This window comes from Amycolatopsis panacis (assembly GCF_003600245.1).
In the GTDB taxonomy this organism is placed as follows: domain Bacteria; phylum Actinomycetota; class Actinomycetes; order Mycobacteriales; family Pseudonocardiaceae; genus Amycolatopsis; species Amycolatopsis sulphurea.
Genome location: NZ_QZFV01000109.1, coordinates 165,648 through 182,873 on the forward strand (window position 1 = coordinate 165,648; position 17,226 = coordinate 182,873).

At 70.2% G+C, this 17,226-nt stretch carries 19 protein-coding genes; 12 read left to right on the plus strand and 7 right to left on the minus strand.

Annotated features, from left to right (window positions below; translation table 11 throughout):
* Positions 1 to 138 precede the first annotated feature (138 nt).
* The 8 genes from D5S19_RS23910 to D5S19_RS23945 all read left to right on the plus strand — a co-directional run bounded on the left by D5S19_RS23910 (position 139) and on the right by D5S19_RS23945 (position 9,685).
* Positions 139 to 930: a TIGR03084 family metal-binding protein gene (locus D5S19_RS23910; protein WP_120025627.1), complete on the plus strand. Its 792-nt coding sequence runs from the start codon at positions 139 to 141 to the stop codon at positions 928 to 930.
* Entirely contained in the window at positions 927 to 2,624 is a 1,698-nt protein-coding gene (locus tag D5S19_RS23915; RefSeq protein ID WP_199730664.1) for an acyclic terpene utilization AtuA family protein, read from the plus strand. Before D5S19_RS23910 ends, D5S19_RS23915 begins: the two co-directional genes overlap by 4 nt.
* A complete protein-coding gene (locus tag D5S19_RS23920; protein WP_407641782.1) occupies positions 2,621 to 3,772 on the plus strand; it encodes an acyl-CoA dehydrogenase family protein in 1,152 nt (383 codons plus the stop codon). Before D5S19_RS23915 ends, D5S19_RS23920 begins: the two co-directional genes overlap by 4 nt.
* Positions 3,769 to 5,370: an acyl-CoA carboxylase subunit beta gene (locus tag D5S19_RS23925; protein ID WP_199730665.1), complete on the plus strand. Its 1,602-nt coding sequence runs from the start codon at positions 3,769 to 3,771 to the stop codon at positions 5,368 to 5,370. Before D5S19_RS23920 ends, D5S19_RS23925 begins: the two co-directional genes overlap by 4 nt.
* Before the next feature lie 10 nt (positions 5,371 to 5,380).
* Positions 5,381 to 7,333 (plus strand): acetyl/propionyl/methylcrotonyl-CoA carboxylase subunit alpha, encoded by a 1,953-nt coding sequence (locus D5S19_RS23930; RefSeq protein WP_120025629.1) that lies wholly within the window; start codon positions 5,381 to 5,383, stop codon positions 7,331 to 7,333.
* A complete protein-coding gene (locus tag D5S19_RS23935; RefSeq protein ID WP_120025630.1) occupies positions 7,330 to 8,496 on the plus strand; it encodes an acyl-CoA dehydrogenase family protein in 1,167 nt (388 codons plus the stop codon). Before D5S19_RS23930 ends, D5S19_RS23935 begins: the two co-directional genes overlap by 4 nt.
* Before the next feature lie 204 nt (positions 8,497 to 8,700).
* Entirely contained in the window at positions 8,701 to 9,306 is a 606-nt protein-coding gene (locus D5S19_RS23940) for a TetR/AcrR family transcriptional regulator (RefSeq protein ID WP_120025660.1), read from the plus strand.
* 148 nt (positions 9,307 to 9,454) lie between these two features.
* On the plus strand, positions 9,455 to 9,685 hold the full coding sequence (locus D5S19_RS23945) for a hypothetical protein (protein WP_120025661.1): 231 nt from the start codon (positions 9,455 to 9,457) through the stop codon (positions 9,683 to 9,685).
* A 132-nt stretch (positions 9,686 to 9,817) separates the two neighbouring features.
* On the opposite strand, the gene D5S19_RS23950 is transcribed toward D5S19_RS23945, so the two are convergent.
* Positions 9,818 to 10,288: a nucleoside deaminase gene (locus tag D5S19_RS23950; protein ID WP_120025631.1), complete on the minus strand. Its 471-nt coding sequence runs from the start codon at positions 10,286 to 10,288 to the stop codon at positions 9,818 to 9,820.
* 89 nt (positions 10,289 to 10,377) lie between these two features.
* On the opposite strand from D5S19_RS23950, the gene D5S19_RS32560 reads away from it, so the two are divergent.
* Complete coding sequence (locus tag D5S19_RS32560) at positions 10,378 to 11,340, plus strand: helix-turn-helix transcriptional regulator (RefSeq protein ID WP_199730672.1); 963 nt, start codon at positions 10,378 to 10,380, stop codon at positions 11,338 to 11,340.
* Positions 11,341 to 11,342: 2 nt separating this feature from the next.
* Here the strand turns inward: D5S19_RS32560 and D5S19_RS23965 are convergent, their stop codons facing one another.
* Positions 11,343 to 11,948, minus strand: coding sequence for a TetR/AcrR family transcriptional regulator (locus D5S19_RS23965; protein WP_120025633.1), 606 nt, complete (start codon positions 11,946 to 11,948; stop codon positions 11,343 to 11,345).
* A gap of 468 nt (positions 11,949 to 12,416) precedes the next feature.
* Here D5S19_RS23965 and D5S19_RS23970 point away from each other — a divergent pair, with 468 nt between their 5' ends.
* Positions 12,417 to 12,710: a phosphopantetheine-binding protein gene (locus D5S19_RS23970; protein WP_158605624.1), complete on the plus strand. Its 294-nt coding sequence runs from the start codon at positions 12,417 to 12,419 to the stop codon at positions 12,708 to 12,710.
* A gap of 117 nt (positions 12,711 to 12,827) precedes the next feature.
* Here the strand turns inward: D5S19_RS23970 and D5S19_RS23975 are convergent, their stop codons facing one another.
* The 5 genes from D5S19_RS23975 to D5S19_RS23990 all read right to left on the minus strand — a co-directional run bounded on the left by D5S19_RS23975 (position 12,828) and on the right by D5S19_RS23990 (position 15,133).
* Complete coding sequence (locus D5S19_RS23975; protein ID WP_147397502.1) at positions 12,828 to 13,499, minus strand: TetR/AcrR family transcriptional regulator; 672 nt, start codon at positions 13,497 to 13,499, stop codon at positions 12,828 to 12,830.
* An 88-nt stretch (positions 13,500 to 13,587) separates the two neighbouring features.
* On the minus strand, positions 13,588 to 13,785 hold the full coding sequence (locus tag D5S19_RS32565; protein ID WP_199730666.1) for an SRPBCC family protein: 198 nt from the start codon (positions 13,783 to 13,785) through the stop codon (positions 13,588 to 13,590).
* Complete coding sequence (locus D5S19_RS32570; RefSeq protein WP_199730667.1) at positions 13,770 to 14,078, minus strand: SRPBCC family protein; 309 nt, start codon at positions 14,076 to 14,078, stop codon at positions 13,770 to 13,772. Before D5S19_RS32570 ends, D5S19_RS32565 begins: the two co-directional genes overlap by 16 nt.
* Before the next feature lie 22 nt (positions 14,079 to 14,100).
* Positions 14,101 to 14,745 (minus strand): SRPBCC domain-containing protein, encoded by a 645-nt coding sequence (locus D5S19_RS23985; RefSeq protein ID WP_233574116.1) that lies wholly within the window; start codon positions 14,743 to 14,745, stop codon positions 14,101 to 14,103.
* Between the two features lies 1 nt (position 14,746).
* The gene (locus D5S19_RS23990; protein WP_120025663.1) at positions 14,747 to 15,133 is read right to left on the minus strand and encodes an ArsR/SmtB family transcription factor; all 387 of its coding nucleotides are present in this window, start codon (positions 15,131 to 15,133) and stop codon (positions 14,747 to 14,749) included.
* Between the two features lie 172 nt (positions 15,134 to 15,305).
* Between D5S19_RS23990 and D5S19_RS23995 the strand changes: the two genes are divergently transcribed.
* Positions 15,306 to 15,497, plus strand: coding sequence for a hypothetical protein (locus D5S19_RS23995; protein WP_120025636.1), 192 nt, complete (start codon positions 15,306 to 15,308; stop codon positions 15,495 to 15,497).
* An 87-nt stretch (positions 15,498 to 15,584) separates the two neighbouring features.
* A complete protein-coding gene (locus D5S19_RS24000) occupies positions 15,585 to 17,036 on the plus strand; it encodes an aromatic amino acid ammonia-lyase (protein WP_120025637.1) in 1,452 nt (483 codons plus the stop codon).
* Positions 17,037 to 17,226 lie beyond the last annotated feature (190 nt).

Here is a 17,226-nt window from a genome sequence, read left to right on the forward strand (position 1 = left end):
GGCGGGGCGGGCGCCGTCCCTTGTCGCCGCCGTACGGGCCGTCCGAACGAGAAACAATCACGCGAGCTTGATTTTTTCGGCACCGGGGTCCACGCTGGTCGGCGGGTGGAGCATCCGTGGACGCAGGGAGGCGCAGGGATGGCTGATCTCGCCGTGATCCTCGGGGATCTGGCGGCCGAATCGCAGGTGGCGGACGCGCTCGTGGCGGGGCTGGACGAGGCGGGATGGGCCCGGCCGACCCCGGCGCCGGGGTGGACCGTGGCGCATCAGATCGCGCATCTGGCCTGGACCGACAGGAAGGCGCTGATCGCGGCGCGCCGGCCGCGGCGGTGGCGGGCCGAGGTGGAGAACCTGCTCAGAATCGGTGAGGCGTATATGGATCGAGGGGCGGCCGAGGGTGCGGCGGAGCCGCCGGAGCAACTGCTCGCACGGTGGCGGGCCGGCCGGGCCGAGCTTGCGGAGGCGCTCGCCGCGGTCCCGGAGGGGGCGAAACTGCCCTGGTACGGGCCGCCGATGAGCGCGGCTTCGATGGCCACCGCGCGGATGATGGAGACCTGGGCGCACGGGCAGGATCTCGCCGACGCGCTCGGGGTCGTCCGCGAGCCCAGCGGGCGGCTGTGGCACATCGCCCGGTTCGGCACCCGCACCCGCGATTTCGCCTACAAGCTGCACTCGCTCGCGCCGCCGCCCGGGCAGTTCCGCGTGGAGCTGGCCGCGCCGGACGGCGCCACCTGGGCGTTCGGCCCGGAGGACGCCGAAGGACGGCTGACCGGCAGCGCCCTCGACTTCTGCCTGGTGGTCACACAACGGCGGCATCCCGACGACACCGGCCTCGTAGCCACCGGCGGGGAAGTGCGGGAGTGGCTCGGCATCGCGCAGGCGTTCGCCGGGCCGCCCGGGGCCGGGCGAGCACCGGGGCAGTTCGTGTGAACGCCCCGGTGTTGCGGATCGGCAATGCTTCCGGCTTCTACGGCGACCGGTTCTCCGCGGTGCGCGAAATGCTCACCGGCGGGCCGCTGGACGTGCTGACCGGCGACTACCTCGCCGAGCTGACCATGCTGATCCTCGGCCGTGACCGGCTGAAGGACCCGGATCGCGGGTACGCCAGGACGTTCCTCCGCCAGATGGAGGAGAACCTCGGGCTGGCCAAGGACAACGGCGTGCGGATCGTCGCGAACGCGGGCGGGCTGAACCCGGCCGGGCTCGCCGCGGCATTGCGGGAGCTGGCCGCGAAGCTCGGCATCGACGTGCGGATCGCGCATGTGGAGGGGGACGACCTGATCTCCCGGGCCGAGCGGCTCGGGTTCGGGAAACCGTTGACCGCCAACGCTTATCTGGGTGCCTGGGGGATCGCCGCCTGCCTGGACGCCGGGGCGGACGTGGTGGTCACCGGGCGGGTGACCGACGCGTCGGTGCTCGTCGGCCCGGCGGCGGCGCACTTCGGCTGGGCGCGGGAGGACTACGACGCGCTGGCCGGCGCGGTCGCCGCGGGGCACGTGATCGAATGCGGGGCCCAGGCGACCGGCGGAAACTACGCGTTCTTCCGCGAGCAGCCGATCGGGAACCCGGGCTTCCCGATCGCGGAGATCCACGCGGACGGATCCAGCGTGATCACCAAGCACCCGGGCACGGGGGGAGTGGTGAGCACCGGCACGGTCACCGCGCAGCTGCTTTACGAGATCACCGGCGCCCGCTACGCGAATCCCGATGTGACCGCCCGGTTCGACACGCTCATGCTCGCAGCGGACGGCCCGGACCGGATCCGGATCTCGGGTGCGCGCGGGGAAGCGCCGCCGCCCACGGTGAAGGTGTGCCTCAACCGGCTCGGTGGGTTCCGCAACGAGACGACGTTCGTCCTCACTGGACTGGACATCGAGGAAAAGGCCGCACTGGTGCGGGATCAGCTGGAAGGGGCGCTGGCGAACCGGCGTCCGGCGGACCTGCGCTGGACGCTCGCGCGCACCGACCACGCCGACGCGGAGACCGAGGAGCAGGCCAGCGCGTTGCTGCACGTCGCGGTGAAAGACGCCGATCCGAAGGTCGCCGGGCGCGCGTTCAGCTCGGCCGTGGTGGAGCTGGCGCTGGCCAGCTACCCGGGTTTCCACGTGACCGCACCGCCTTCGGAAGCCGTGCCGTACGGCGTCTACTCGGCGGCCTATGTGGACACTGCCGAGGTGCCGCACGTGGCGGTGTTGCCGGATGGGTCGCGAGTCGACATTGCGCCGGCGGCGGAAACCCGTCCGCTGTCCGAAGTGGATGAACCGGCGCTGCCCGAGCCGCCGGTCGCGGGCCCGGTGCGCCGGGTACCGCTGGGGCGGGTGGCCGGTGCGCGCAGCGGGGACAAGGGCGGCAACGCCAACCTCGGCGTCTGGGTACGTTCGGACGCCGCCTGGCGCTGGCTGGTGCGGCGTCTCACCGTGGCCGAGTTCCGCAGGCTGCTGCCGGAGACCGAAACGCTGCCGGTGACCCGGCACCTGCTGCCGAACCTGTGGGCGATGAACTTCGTGGTGGAAGGGATTCTCGGCGAAGGCGTGGCCTCGCAGGCCCGGTTCGACCCGCAGGCGAAGGCCCTCGGCGAATGGCTGCGAGCGCGCGAACTCGACGTACCGGAGGAACTGCTGTGAACCTCGATTCGTTCGGCACGCCCGAACGCCGGGAGTTGCGCGCGACCGTGCGCCGGTTCACGGAGAAGGAAGTGCTGCCGCACCTCGACGACTGGGAACGTGCCGGGGAGCTGCCCCGCGAACTGCATCGGAAAGCCGGTGCGCTGGGGTTGCTCGGCGTCGCCTTCGGCGAGGCGGTGGGCGGTGGTGGCGGCGACTACCTCGACGCAGTGGTGGTGGCCGAGGAGATGCACTACGCCGGGAGTTCCGGCGGGCTCGTCGCCTCGTTGTTCACCTGCGGGATCGCCGTGCCGCACATCGCCGCCGCGGGCGATCCGGTGCAGATCGAACGCTGGGTGCGGCCGGCGCTGGCCGGGGACAAGATCGGTGCGCTCGCGGTGACCGAACCCGACGGCGGCTCCGACGTCGCCGGTATCCGCACCGCCGCGGTCCGCGAGGGCGACGAGTACGTGGTCAACGGGGTCAAGACCTTCATCACTTCAGGCTGCCGCGCGGACTTCGTGACCACGATGGTGCGGACCGGGGAGCCAGGCGCGCACGGGATCTCGCTGCTGGTCGTGGAACGGGGCACGCCGGGATTCACGGTTTCGCGCAGGCTGGAGAAGATGGGCTGGTCCGCTTCGGACACCGCCGAGCTGTCCTATGTAGACGTCCGGGTGCCCGTGGAGAATCTGGTCGGTGTGGAGAACAGCGGGTTCGCCCAGGTGGCCACGCAGTTCGTGACCGAACGGCTGTCCCTTGCGGTCCAGGCCTATGCGCACGCCCAGCGTTCGCTGGACCTGACGCTGGAATGGTGCCGGATGCGGGAGACCTTCGGCCGTCCGCTGATCTCCCGGCAGCTCGTGCAGCACAAGCTCACCGAGATGGCGCGCAGGATCGACGTCGCGCGCACGTATACCCGGCAGACGGCGATCCGGCACGTGGCCGGGGAAGAGGTCGTCGCCGAAGCCTGTTTCGCCAAGAACACCGCCGTCGAAGCAGCCGAGTGGGTGGTGCACGAAGCAGTGCAGCTGCACGGCGGGCTCGGGTACCTGCGTGAGTCCGAAGTGGAACGACACTACCGGGACGTGCGGATCCTCGGCATCGGCGGCGGCACCACCGAGATCCTCACCGGCCTGGCCGCGAAGCGATTGGGATACACCGCATGACCACCCTGCGCTCCACAGTGGACACCCGGACCGGTGAGTTCTCCGCCAACCGGGAGGCGATGCTGGAGAAACTCGCGGAGATCGACGCCGAGCACGCCAAAGCCGTGGCCGGTGGCGGCGAGAAGTACGTGGCGCGCCACCGCCAACGGGGCAAGCTGCTCGCCCGCGAACGGATCGAGCTGCTGCTGGACGAGGATTCGCCGTTCCTGGAGCTGTCGCCGCTGGCCGCGTGGGGCTCGGACTACCGGGTGGGCGCCGGCGTGATCACCGGTATCGGGGTGGTGGAGGGCGTCGAATGCCTGATCTCGGCCAGCGATCCCACCGTCAAGGGCGGCGCGAGCAACCCGTGGACCACGAAGAAGTCCTTCCGCGCTGCCGACATCGCCGCGCAGAACCGGCTGCCGGTGATCAACCTGGTGGAGTCCGGCGGCGCGGATCTGCCGACCCAGAAGGAGATCTTCATCCCCGGCGGCCGGATCTTCCGCGATCTCACCCGGTCCTCGGCGGCGAAGGTGCCGGCCATCGCGCTGGTCTTCGGCAACTCCACCGCGGGCGGGGCGTACCTGCCCGGCATGTCGGACTACGTGGTGATGGTCAAGGAGCGCGCGAAGGTGTTCCTCGGCGGCCCGCCGCTGGTGAAGATGGCCACGGGGGAGGAGTCCGACGACGAATCCCTCGGCGGCGCGGAAATGCACGCCCGTACCTCGGGCCTCGCCGACTATCTGGCGGCCGGCGAACAGGACGCGATCCGCCTCGGCCGCAGCATCGTCAAGCGGCTCAACTGGCGCAAGCAGGGACCGGCGCCGAAGAGCGGATACGCCGAGCCGCGGTTCGACGCCGAGGAGCTGCTCGGCATCGTGCCCACCGACCTGAAGATCCCCTTCGACCCGCGCGAGGTCATCGCCCGCGTGGTGGACGGCTCCGATTTCGACGAGTTCAAGCCGCTCTATGGGCCGAGCCTGGTCACCGGCTGGGCGAACGTCCACGGGTATCCGGTGGGCATTCTGGCCAACGCGCGCGGGGTGCTGTTCAGCGAGGAGTCGCAGAAGGCCGCGCAGTTCATCCAGCTGGCCAACCAGGTCGACACCCCGTTGATCTTCCTGCACAACACCACCGGCTACATGGTCGGCAAGGAGTACGAGCAGCGCGGCATCATCAAGCACGGAGCGCTGATGATCAACGCGGTGTCCAATTCGCGGGTGCCGCACCTGTCCGTGCTGATGGGCGCTTCCTATGGTGCGGGCCACTACGGAATGTGCGGGCGGGCCTACGATCCCCGGTTCCTGTTCGCCTGGCCGAGCGCGAAGTCCGCGGTGATGGGGCCGGCCCAGCTGGCCGGTGTCCTGTCCATTGTGGCCAGAGCTGCCGCCGCGAGCCGGGGTCAGGACTACAGCGACGACGACGATGCGGCCATGCGCGCCATGGTGGAGAACCAGATCGAGGCAGAGTCGATGCCGATGTTCCTGTCCGGGATGCTTTACGACGACGGCATCATCGACCCGCGCGACACCCGCACGGTGCTCGGGCTCAGCCTGTCGGTAATCCACAATGGACCAGTGAAGGGCGCTGAAGGTGGCTTCGGCGTCTTCCGGATGTAGGGGTGCCGCTGTGATCCAGAACCTGCTGGTCGCCAACCGGGGCGAGATCGCGCGCCGGGTGTTCCGCACCTGCCGGACGGCCGGAATCGGTACCGTCGCGGTGTTCTCCGACGCGGACACGGATGCGCCGCACGTGCGCGACGCCGACGTCGCGGTGCGGCTGCCCGGCGCCGCGCCAGCCGAGACCTACCTGCGGGCGGACCTGCTCGTGAAAGCCGCGGCGCACGCGGGCGCCGACGCCGTGCACCCGGGCTACGGTTTCCTGTCCGAGAACGCCGCGTTCGCGCAGGCGGTGCTCGACGCCGGGCTGACCTGGATCGGACCGCCGCCCGCCGCGATCGCGGTCATGGGTTCCAAAGTGGAGTCGAAACGGCTGATGGCCGCGGCCGGCGTGCCGGTACTGTCCGAATTGGATCCGGACGAGGTCACCGAGGACGATCTGCCGCTGCTGGTCAAGGCGTCCGCCGGGGGCGGCGGGCGCGGGATGCGCGTGGTGCGCGAGCTGGCGGAGCTGGCCGAGGCGGTACAGAGCGCGCGGGCCGAAGCGGGCTCGGCGTTCGGCGACCCCACGGTCTTCTGTGAGCGTTACCTGGAGACCGGGCGGCATATCGAGGTGCAGGTGCTCGCCGACACCCACGGCACGGTCTGGGCGGTGGGTGAACGGGAATGTTCTCTCCAGCGGCGGCATCAGAAGGTGGTCGAGGAGGCGCCATCACCGTTCGTCGGGCCGCAGCTGCGGGCCGCATTGTTCGACGCGGCCCGGAAAGCGGCGCAAGCGATCGACTACACCGGTGCGGGCACGGTGGAATTCCTCGCCGCGCCCGACGGCCGGTTCTCCTTCCTGGAAATGAACACCCGGCTTCAGGTCGAGCACCCGGTCACCGAAAACGTCACCGGCCTGGACCTCGTCGGACTGCAGCTGTCCATTGCGGACGGTGCGCGCCTCGATCCGGAACCGCCGGTGGCGCAGGGGCATTCCATTGAGGTCCGGCTGTACGCGGAGGATCCGGCCGCGGACTGGCAGCCGCAGAGCGGCACGCTGCACGCGTTCGACGTGCCCGGTGTGGACCGTCGATTCACCCACGGTGCGGGCCTGCGCCTGGATTCCTGTGTGGAGCCGGGCTCGGTGGTCAGCGTGCACTACGATCCGATGCTGGCCAAAGTGATCTCCTGGGCGCCGACCCGGACCGAGGCCGCCCGCCGTCTGGCCGCCGCGCTCGCGGGCGCCCGGATCCACGGTGTGGTGACCAATCGCGATCTGCTCGTCCGAGTCCTGCGACACGAAGCATTTCTGGCCGGTGAGACCAATACGGCCTTCTTCGATCGGCACGGGCTGGACACGCTGGCGCGCCCATTGGCCACAATGGACACTCAACGGTTGTCCGCATTGGCTGCCGCTCTCGCCGACGCTGCGGCGAACCGCGAGTCGGCGACCGTGCTGCGCGGTCTGCCCGGTGGCTGGCGCAACGTGCGATCCACTCCGCAACGCAAGTCCTTCAGTGTCGGGGAGAACCGGTACGAGGTCGCCTATTTCTTGGCCCGGGGCGGATTGCGAGCTGAGGGATACGAGGACGTGACGCTCGTGTCCGCCGAGCCGGAGCGAGTGGTACTGGACGTTTCCGGAATCCGCCGGACGTTCACGGTGCGACGCTGGTCTGGAAAGTCCTATGTAGACTCTGCGTCGGGTTCGGTGACGCTGGCCGCGCAGCCGAGGTTCGCCGATCCGGACGCCGCGCCGGCCGCGGGCTCGCTGGTGGCGCCGATGCCGGGCACGGTGGTGCGGCTCGCGGTGGCCGCCGGTGACGTCGTGGCGGCGGGGGATCCGTTGCTGTGGCTCGAAGCGATGAAGATGGAACACCGGATCTCGGCACCGGCGGACGGGGTGGTCACCGCGGTCGGCGTCGAAGTCGGGCAGCAGGTCGAAGTCGGCGCAGTGCTGGCAGTGGTGGGAGAACGAGCATGAACGCGATGAACTTCGTGGAGCCCGAGGAACGCGTGGCGCTGCGCAAAGCGGTCGCCGACCTGGCCGGCAAGTACGGACACGAGTACTACGCCGCGAAAGCGCGGGCGGGTGAGAAGACCGACGAGCTGTGGGCCGAGGCCGGGCGGCTCGGCTACCTCGGGGTGAACCTGCCCGAGGAGTACGGCGGTGGCGGCGCCGGCATCGCCGATCTCGCCGCGGTGCTGGAGGAACTCGCCGCCGCGGGCACCCCGATGCTGCTGATGGTGGTCTCCCCGGCGATCGTCGGCACCGTGCTGTCCCGGTTCGGCACGGCCGCGCAGAAGCAGCAGTGGCTGCCCGGATTGGCCGACGGCAGCAGGAAAATCGTCTTCGCGATCACCGAACCGGACGCCGGTTCCAACTCGCATCGCATCACCACCACGGCCCGCCGCGACGGTGGCGACTGGCTGCTGACCGGCCGGAAAATCTACATCTCCGGCGTCGACGAGGCGGACGCCGTGCTTGTGGTCGGCCGCACCGAGGACGCGAAGACCGGACGGCTCAAGCCCGCGCTCTACCTCGTGCCCACCGACGCACCGGGGTTCGAGGCCCGCCGGATCGCGATGGACATCGTCGCCCCGGAAGACCAGTTCGCGCTGTTCCTCGACGACGTCCGGCTCCCCGCCGAAGCCCTGGTGGGGGAGGCGGACGCGGCGATCGCGCAGCTGTTCGCCGGCCTCAACCCGGAACGCATCATGGGTGCCTCGTTCTCCCTCGGGCTCGCCCGCTACGCGCTGGGCAAGGCGGTCGGCTACGCGAACGAACGCGAGGTCTGGGGCCCGCCGATCGGCGCGCATCAGGGACTGGCGCACCCGCTGGCCGAGGTGAAGATCGAGCTGGAACTGGCGCGGCTGATGACCCAGAAGGCGGCCTCGCTCTACGACGCCGGCGACGACCTCGGCGCCGGCGAGGCGGCCAACATGGCCAAATACGCCGCCGCCGAGGCCGCCATCCATGCCGTCGACCAGGCCGTGCAAACGCACGGCGGTCACGGCCTCGCCACCGAATACGGCCTCGGCAGCCTGGTCACCGCCGTCCGGCTCGGCCGGATCGCCCCGATCAGCCGGGAAATGGTGCTCAACTTCGTCGGGCAGCACAGCCTCGGGCTGCCGAAGTCCTACTGAGCCGGTGGTGGGGTCGGTGCGGCGTGCACTCGCTGGTCCGGCGCACAGTCTTTCGCCGCGCTGTCCGTCTCGGGTGCCATCCGTCCTCGGGCGCCGGCTGCCGCGCCCTCAATCCCGGGCCAGGGTCGGCACGGCCCGGCCGATCGATGCCGGTAAGGAGCCGCCGATGCGTACCTTCCCCCCGACTGTTCCCGGGTGGTCCTGATGCTTCGTGAGCCGCAGCAGGAGCGGAGCCGGACCACGCGACGGCGGTTGATCGAGGCGGCCGTGGACTGCTTCAGCGAACAGGGCTGGCACGGGGTGACCGTCGCGGTGATCGCGGAGCGGGCGGGGGTGTCCCGGGGTGCTGCGCAACATCACTTCCCCACACGTGAGGCGCTGGTCACCGCCGCCGTCGACCTGCTCGGCGAAGCGCAGCTGGACGAGCTGCGCACGCGGGCGGCGGGGCTGCCGATCGGGCCGTCGCGGATCGAGCGGGTGGTCGAGATGGTGCTGAACCTCTACACCGGCCCGATGTTCCGGGCCGCGCTGCAGCTGTGGGCGATGGCGGCCACCGACGAGCAGCTGCGGGCGGCGCTCGTGCCACTGGAGGCGCGGGTCGGGCGGGAAGCGCACCGGGTGACGGTCGGGCTGCTCGGCGTGGACGAGACCCGCGACGGTGTGCGGGAGCTGGTGCAGGCCACGCTCGACCTCGCCCGCGGGCTCGGCCTGGCCAACCTGCTCACCGACGACACCCGCCGCCGCCGGCAGATCGTCCGGGAATGGGCGGCCACCCTGGAGACCCGGCTGGGCGGAATCGGGGCGCCTTGACCACTGTGCGAAGGACAAGGGTTACAGTGTGGTTGGTAACACATTCGGCCCAATGTCCGATAACATAGAGTTAAGTAGCTTGCTCAGGAAGAAGGCGATTCAGGTGCCCGGTCAGGAAGAGGCCCCCGTCGAGCTGTCCCATCGCGCGATGGCCATGCTCAAGGCCGTCGCGCAGCAGCGGGCCCAGATGTCCACCAGCTGCGAGCCCGACCTCTTCATTGACGGTTTCGCCTGCTGCGACCAGATGACCGCGCACGCCCTCGCCCGCGGCGGTTACGTCCGCCCGGCGGCCGGCGCCGGCACGGCCGCGCCCGGCCTGGTCGTCGCCGAACTGACCGAAGCGGGTGTCGCCGCGCTTTCGGTCACGGTCGCCGCCTGATCAGCTAGCTTCCCCAGGGTCCACCCATTCGGACTATCAAGTGCACGATGGGTGACGCTTGACCGGGTGGAGATCTTTCCGAGGAGGCTGTGAAGGGACCCTTCACAGCCTCAGAGTCCGTCAAGGTGCCCTTCACAGCCTTTCGCCCGGCGCGGGAGGCTCGCCGATGTCCTCCGCCCACAGGTCCGGCCGTTGCCGGATGAACGTCGTCATCAAGGCCGCGCAGGCGGGATCGTCGAGCAGGTCGACGTGCACGCCGTGGGCGGCCAGCCAGGGGTGGCCGCCGGTGAAAGTGCGGGATTCGCCGATCACCAGGTGCGGGATGCCGAACTGGCGGACCAGGCCGCTGCAGTACCAGCACGGCGACAGCGTGGTCACCATGATCGTGTCGCGGTAGTGCGGGCGGCGGCCGGCGTTGCGGAACGCGGCGGTTTCCGCGTGCAGGGACGGATCACCGTCCTGGACGCGGCGGTTGTGGCCGCGGCCGAGCAGGTGGCCGTCGCGGTCGAAGAGGGCGGCGCCGATGGGGACGCCGCCCTCCTCCTGGCCCAGTTCGGCCTCTTCGCGGGCGACGGCGAGCAGCTGGTGCGGGTCGATCGGCATGCGTCACTGTCCCGGGGCGCCACCGAGGTCGGCAACCCCAGCGGGATCGAGGACCGGGGATGTCCGCGTTCTCTGGCAGAGTGCTCGGCATGTACGGAACGTCCGAACGGCTGTTGCGGCTGCTCTCGCTGTTGCAGGCCCGCCGCGATTGGCCCGGCCGCGACCTGGCCGAACGGCTGGAGGTGGACGTCCGCACGATCCGCCGCGACGTCGAGCGGTTGCGCGCGCTCGGCTATCCGGTGCACGCGACCCCCGGCGTGGCGGGCGGATACCGGCTCGGTTCGGGTGCCGCGCTGCCGCCGCTGCTGCTGGACGACGACGAGGCGGTCGCGGTGGCGGTCGGGTTGCGCACGGCCGCGAACGGCACGGTGTCCGGCATCGAGGAGACGTCCGTGCGCGCGCTGGCGAAACTCGAACAGGTCTTGCCCACGCGGTTGCGGGGCCGGGTGCGGGCGATGGACGCGGCGCTGGTCCGGATGCCCGGCGGCGCCCCGGCGATCGACGCCGAGCTGCTCACCGTGGTCGCCGCCGCCTGCCGGGATCACGAGCGGCTCCGCTTCACCTACGGCACTCGCGACGGTGTGGTCGGCGAACGCGAGGTCGAGCCGCTGAGCCTGGTGCACACCGGCTGGCGCTGGTACCTGGTCGCCTACGACCGTGATCGCGCGGATTGGCGGACGTTCCGGCTGGACCGCATCGACGGGCTGCCGGTGCCGGGCTTCCGTTTCCCGCCGCGGGAGCCGCCGGCCGCGGACCTGGCCGCCTACGTGTCCGAACGCATCTCCGCCGCGCCGTACCCGCACCAGGTGACGTTGCGCGTGTCGGCGTCCGCCGCGGAACTCGCCGCGCGGATCCCGCCGTCCGCCGGTGCGGTGGAACCCCTCGACGCCGGCACGTGCCGATTGCGCACCGGCGCCGGCGATCTCGCCGCCATCCCGGGCTATCTCGCGCAGTGGGACTACGACTTCGTGGTGGAGGAGGCGCCGCCGGGCCTGATGGAACGGCTGGCCCGGATCGCCGGCCGGTTCACCCGTGCCGTCGCGGAAAGCTGACGTCAGTGCGTGCCGAGCATCCGCAGCACGAGTTCGCTGTACTCCCGCCCGAGCGCTTCGGGGGTCTCCCGCACGCGGTCGCCGTACCAGCGGGCCACGTCGACGCCCAGCGAAAGTACGGCGCGTGCCGCCACGTGCTCATCCGTCACGGTGAACACGCCCTCCTGCACGCCTTGTGTGATCACCTCGCGCACCAGCTGCGAGATCCGGCGGCGCAACTTTGCGACGATCCGGTACTCCTCCTCGGGTAACGCGTTCAGCTCGTACTGCACCACCCGCGCGATGGTGTGCCGCCGGGCGTGCCAGGCGACGAAGTCCTGGACCAGCTGCCGCATCCGTTCCACCGGATCGGTGATCCGCGCGAGCACGTTCTCCACCAGCGCCAGGGTCTGCTCGTGCCCGCTGCGGCTGATCGCGAACAGCAGCGCCGCCTTCGACGGGAAGTGCACGTACAGCGCGGCCGGGCTCATCCCGGCGGCCCCCGCGATGTCCCGCGTGGTAGTGGCGTGGAACCCGTGTTTCGCGAACGACTCCACGCCGGCGAGCATGAGCCGGCGGGCGGTCTCGGGCTGCACGTCCGGCCACCACTGGGCGGAAACCGTCGTCATCCGGCGAACCTCCTCGCGCCCCGCAGGCGGCTCCTGCCGGGCTGCTGCTGATTGTAAGCGCTCGCTCAGCCGGTGGTGGCGGGCTCCTCGGGGGCGGGCAGTACTTTCGTGCAGGTACGGGTGCCCGTTCTCCGGTGATTCAGGTAAGCCTTCCCTAAATAGTGAACCGGTCGTAAGCTTCACGTCGGAGGTTCAGTGCGGGGTGGCTCGCTCGTCTTGCTCTGTCCACTGTGGTCACAACTGCGATCGGCTGATGGTATGCAGTCCTGCCTCTTGGGCGGAAGTGTTGTACGGCAGGGACTCTTGTTTCGCGGTCGATCGATCGGGTCCTTTGTACGTCCTTAATGGACTCAACGTGGGAGTGCTGGAGCAAAGGTGACCCCGGTCTCGGTTGCTGGTATTGACAATCATGGTCGATACCGGTTGGCTTGCACGGACGGGTGGCAAGGGAGGGACCGAGCCGCGATCGTGGCCCGGATCGAGGCCGACCGCACCGCGGCGAGCGAACCACCGGCCGGGGCGATCGAGCGTACGCCGGCCGAGCTGTGGCGTTCCGCGTTGGACGTCCCGGACATCGGCCGCGACGACAGCTTCTTCACCCTCGGCGGGGACAGCGTGCGGGCAATCCGGTTCATCGAACAGGCCGCCCGCGAACATCGCTACGACATCGCCCTGCCGGACTTCTTCGTCGACCCGACCCACCGCGGGCTGGCGGCCAAGCTGACCCGCGCGTCCGGCGAGCTGGAGGAGGGCGTGCTCTGACCCTTCCGGCTCCCGGGCGGACCGGGACTGCGCTCAGCCACCCTGCCGGGACCGCGCGGGTGACCTCACGCAGTCCCGGTCCACACTCCGGCGGCACCCACCGTCAGGGTGGCCGCTTCACCTCCTCGGCGGCACCCCGGCCAGGATCAGGTCGAGCCCGTGCTCGAAGAACTCGTCTCCGGTGAAGTGCGGCAGCGCAGTCCCGGGTGCAGGCGAGGGCGAACGGTCGGAGGCGGAGACGACCTGGGTGTCGCGCTGCGAGTTCCGCCACGCCTGGGGATCGCCTTCCGACAGGTTCGGCAACGGGCGCAGGAGGGCGCTGCCGATGGTGAACCGTACGAGCGTGGCGACCAGTTCCGTTGCGGCACGGTCGTCCAGCCCCCTGGCGCACAGAAAGCCGTGCAGCTTTTCGCTGATGCGAAAGTCTCCCTGGCCGTAATGATCGGCGGCGAGGTGGATCCGGGCCAGTGCGGGGTGCTCGATCAGCAATTCGTAGTACGCGTGCACGACGGCTCGGATTCCGTCGGGGCCTTCGTCCACTGTGGGCAGATCGATCTCGGCGAGCAGGCGTGTGTAGATTCCGGCGAAGACCTCGTCCTTGCTGCGGAAATAGGTGTACAGCGCCATCGGCCGCACGTCGAGTTCGTCGGCGATCCGGCGGATCGTGACGGCTTCCATGCCTTCCTCGGCCATGATCGCCGTCGCGGCCAGGAGCACTCTTACCCGGTCGAGAGTGCCGCGTGGGGCGCGCTTACGGGACAGGGCTGGGTGCGGCCGGCTTTCGGGCACAGTGCTCCTTCGCTCTTTTGTTCTGCACAATTACCGTACATGTACGTCAATTTGATGCAGGAGAGTTGACACGACATAGCGCGGCAGTTCAGTTTCGCCCTTCGCGGACATCCTTGCCCTGTTCGGCGAACGCCTTGAAATCCTGCATGTGTTGCTGCGACTGCTTGTGGAAGACGCGGGGCATCAGCTGCCCCATCAGCCGCATCGGCAGGCTGTCGAATCGATATTCGCTTTCGCTCTCCCCGAGCGTCGTCTCCGGATCGGCTTTGGTCAGCCGATCGCGCAAGACGCTCCACATGCCGCGCCGGTGATCTCCCGGTCGAACTGAACGACGAGCTCGGCAGGGATCTCGTGCAGGTCCGCCGGATCCCGGCGGGTGATCGTTTCGGTGCACTCGCTCTTCCGCTTCCCCGACTGCATCACGATCCGCGACCTGGTTCCGGGCCGCCCGTGGATCCCGTTCACCGGCTCGTGCGGCACCACCCCTCGCAGCCACTTCGGCAGGTGTGCCGGGTCGGTGAGCAGCTGGGCCACCTTCTCCCGCGGCAGGGCGATCTCGATCGAGTTGGTGTACCTCACGGCGCACACTCCTTCCGGGAAGTCAGGCCGGGCCGGGTGCGTAGAACCTGGTGGTGGCCTCGACCGCGGCCGCGACGTGCGCCGGTTCGCCACCGGCGGCCAAGTGAGCCTCGCCCCAGGCCGCGGCGCTGCGCCGGATGAACTCGCGCCCTTCGGGTGACTTCCCGACCTCCTCGTGGTCGGCGGTCTCACCATCGGCCAGCAGCTGGGTCAGGCTGAGGAGATGCAGGTCCCAGCCGACGCCGCCGGCGCCGGGGCCGTAGGTCGGGAAGAGGGGTTCCTCGACGACTGCTGCGTGGATGAGTTCGAATTCGGTGTCGCCGGCCGCGCTCGGGGCCAGGCACACCTGCACCTCGCTAGTGCCGGGCCACGCATCGGCGTCCGGCCCGTAGAGCCAGGACACGGCGAGCAGACGTGGTGGCTCGCATCGGAGGATCTCGCCGTGCTCACCTCCGTCCAACTCGAACTTCCCGCCAGGCCGCAGTTCCCCGGTGACCGGTTTCAACCAGCGACGCAGCCGCTCGGGGTTGGTCAGGGCGTCCCAGACGTCGTCGATCTGCGCCGAGTATCGACGCCGCAGCTCGATGGTGTAAGCGTCGCCGGCGGGCAGGCTGCCCTTGCCCATGGCCCGGCGTGCGGCGGCCAGTTCGTCCAAGACGTCTTTCATGTCACATGCCTTTCGCTGAGGGATCGGTCTTGTCCGCATCCGCGCCGGGCTCGGCACCCGCCGTCCGAGCCGCACGCCGGCCACGGGCCAGCTCGGTTTCCAGGGCGTCGAGGCGTTGATCCCAGAACCTGCGAAACCGGCCGAACCAAGCGTCGACCTCACGCAGCGGCGCGGGCTCGACGGCGTAGAACCGGCGGGCGCCCGCCGCCCGCACCGATGCGAACCCGCTGTCACGCAGCACGCGCAGATGCTGGGAAACGCCCGGCTGGGAAAGCCCGAACTCGGCCCGGATCACCTCCGTGATCGCGCCCGAGGTCTGCTCACCGTCGGCGAGCAGCTCCAGAATGCGCCGGCGCACCGGGTCGCCGAGGATGTCGAACGCGTGCACAGGCCGGATCATAACAGTCTTCGCTTATATAAGGCAGCGCTGTCATTCTGCAAGTATTCAATCGCACGTTCGGCAATGGGTCCGCGGATATGCCGTCCGATGTGGACGCTCTCGGTCATCTGCGGGCGGGGTCGGCCGCGCGGCGCGCTCCCGCCATGCCAGGCTTGAAGCCATGACACACTACGCGCTCACCCAGACGGCCGTGTGGGCCGCCGACCTCGAAGCGAAGGGTTTCCTCGGCACTGTCGGCAAGATCGCGGCCGCGACGATCATCTTCTTCATCGCCATCGGCCTGATCGTGGGGCTGCTGATCGGCTTCTTCGTCGGCCGCGCGGTGGGCCGGAACCGGGGCCGTCGCGACTGACCGGCGCTCGGCCGGGCCGCCGCGTCCTGGCGTGCCCGGGGTCAGGCCACCAGCAGCGTGCAGGAAACCTTGTCGAGTGGGGTCGTGATGACCGACAGCAGCCGAATCGAGATCAACGGCACCGGGCTCCGGTGCGGTGACGCGGTGCGGGTGGCCCGTCTCAGCGCGTGGGCCGAGCTGGCCCCGGAGGCGATGGCCAGGGCCGGGCAGAGTTACGAACTCGCCGTCGAGCTGGGTGCGAAGCGGGCGGTCTACGGCCGCACCACGGGGGTGGGCGCGAACCGGCACACCGTGGTGGACCCGGAGTCCGCGGACCAGCACGGGCTGCGGTTGCTGCGCAGTCATGCCGGTGGCACCGGCGAACCGCTGCCGGGGGACGCGGTCCGGGCGGCCATGCTCGTGCGGCTGAACCAGCTCGCGGCGGCGGGCAGCGGTGTGCACCCGCGGCTGCTGCGTGCGCTGGAGACCGCGTTGCGGGTCGGGGCTCAGCCGCTCGTGCACTCCCGGGGCGCGATCGGCACCGGGGACCTGACCGCGCTCGCGGAGATCGCGCTGACCCTGGCCGGGGAGCTGCCGTGGGCGGCGGGCGCGCTCGATCCGGTCGCGATCAGCCCCGGTGACGCCCTGGCGTTCATCTCCAGCAACGCGGCGACGCTCGCGCAGGCCGTGCTGGCCTGGCACGACCTCTCACGCCTGCTGGACGCGAGCACCGTGGTCACCGCGTTGACGTTCTGCGCGCTGGGCGGTTCGGCCGAGGCCTACTCCGAACGCGTACACCAGGCCCGGCCGCACCCGGGCGCGGTGCGGTGCGCCGCGCGGCTGCGTCGGCTGCTGACCGCCGCGGACGACCTGCCGGCGGGCCGCCGGCTGCAGGATCCGTTCGGGCTGCGGGCGTTTCCGCAGGTGCAGGGCACCGCGCTGGAGGCCGCGGCGAACGTGGAACGCGTGCTGGACATCGACCTCAACGCGGCGGCCGAGAACCCGTTCATCGACATCGAGACCGAACAGGCGTATCACCACGGGCAGTTCTCCACCGCACACGTGGCGCTCGCCTTCGACCACCTGCGCGCCGCGCTGCACCACGTCGCGGAGCTGTCGGCCGCCCGGTTGAGCGATCTCGTCGAACCGGACCTCAGCGGCCTCCCGCCGTTCCTCGCGGACGGACCGGCGGGCAGCTCCGGAATCATGATCCTCGAATACGTCGCGCACGACGCGCTCGGCACTCTGCGGCACGAAGCCTCACCGGTCACCCTCGGCACCGCGGTGATCTCGCGCGGTCTGGAGGACCACGCGAGCTTTTCCACCCACGCCGTTCGCAGCACTGTCGCCGCGACGGCTGCGTACCGGACCGTGCTGGCTTGCGAACTCCTCGGCGCGACAAGGGCTTTGCGTCTCGCCGAGACGCCGCTCCCGGACACCCCGCTGCGCGAAGCCTTCCAGCTCGCGTCCTCGGTCCTGCCGCACACCATGGCCGATCACCCGCTCAGCACCGAAATCAGCCAGGCCGAAACCCTCCTCACGCGACTCGCCCTCCTATAACCCCCACTCGCCGTCGCCTGAACGGCTGTGAAGGGTCCCTTCACAGCCTCAGCGTCCGGGGCCCCGGCAAAGTTGGTCGGGGGCCCGGCAGCGGGCGATGCGGAGGTGTGTGTGCGACCACCTCGTGGCGTGCGCCGGACCGGTTTCGGGTCCGTGAAGGGACCCTTCACGGACTCAGAGTCCGGGTAGG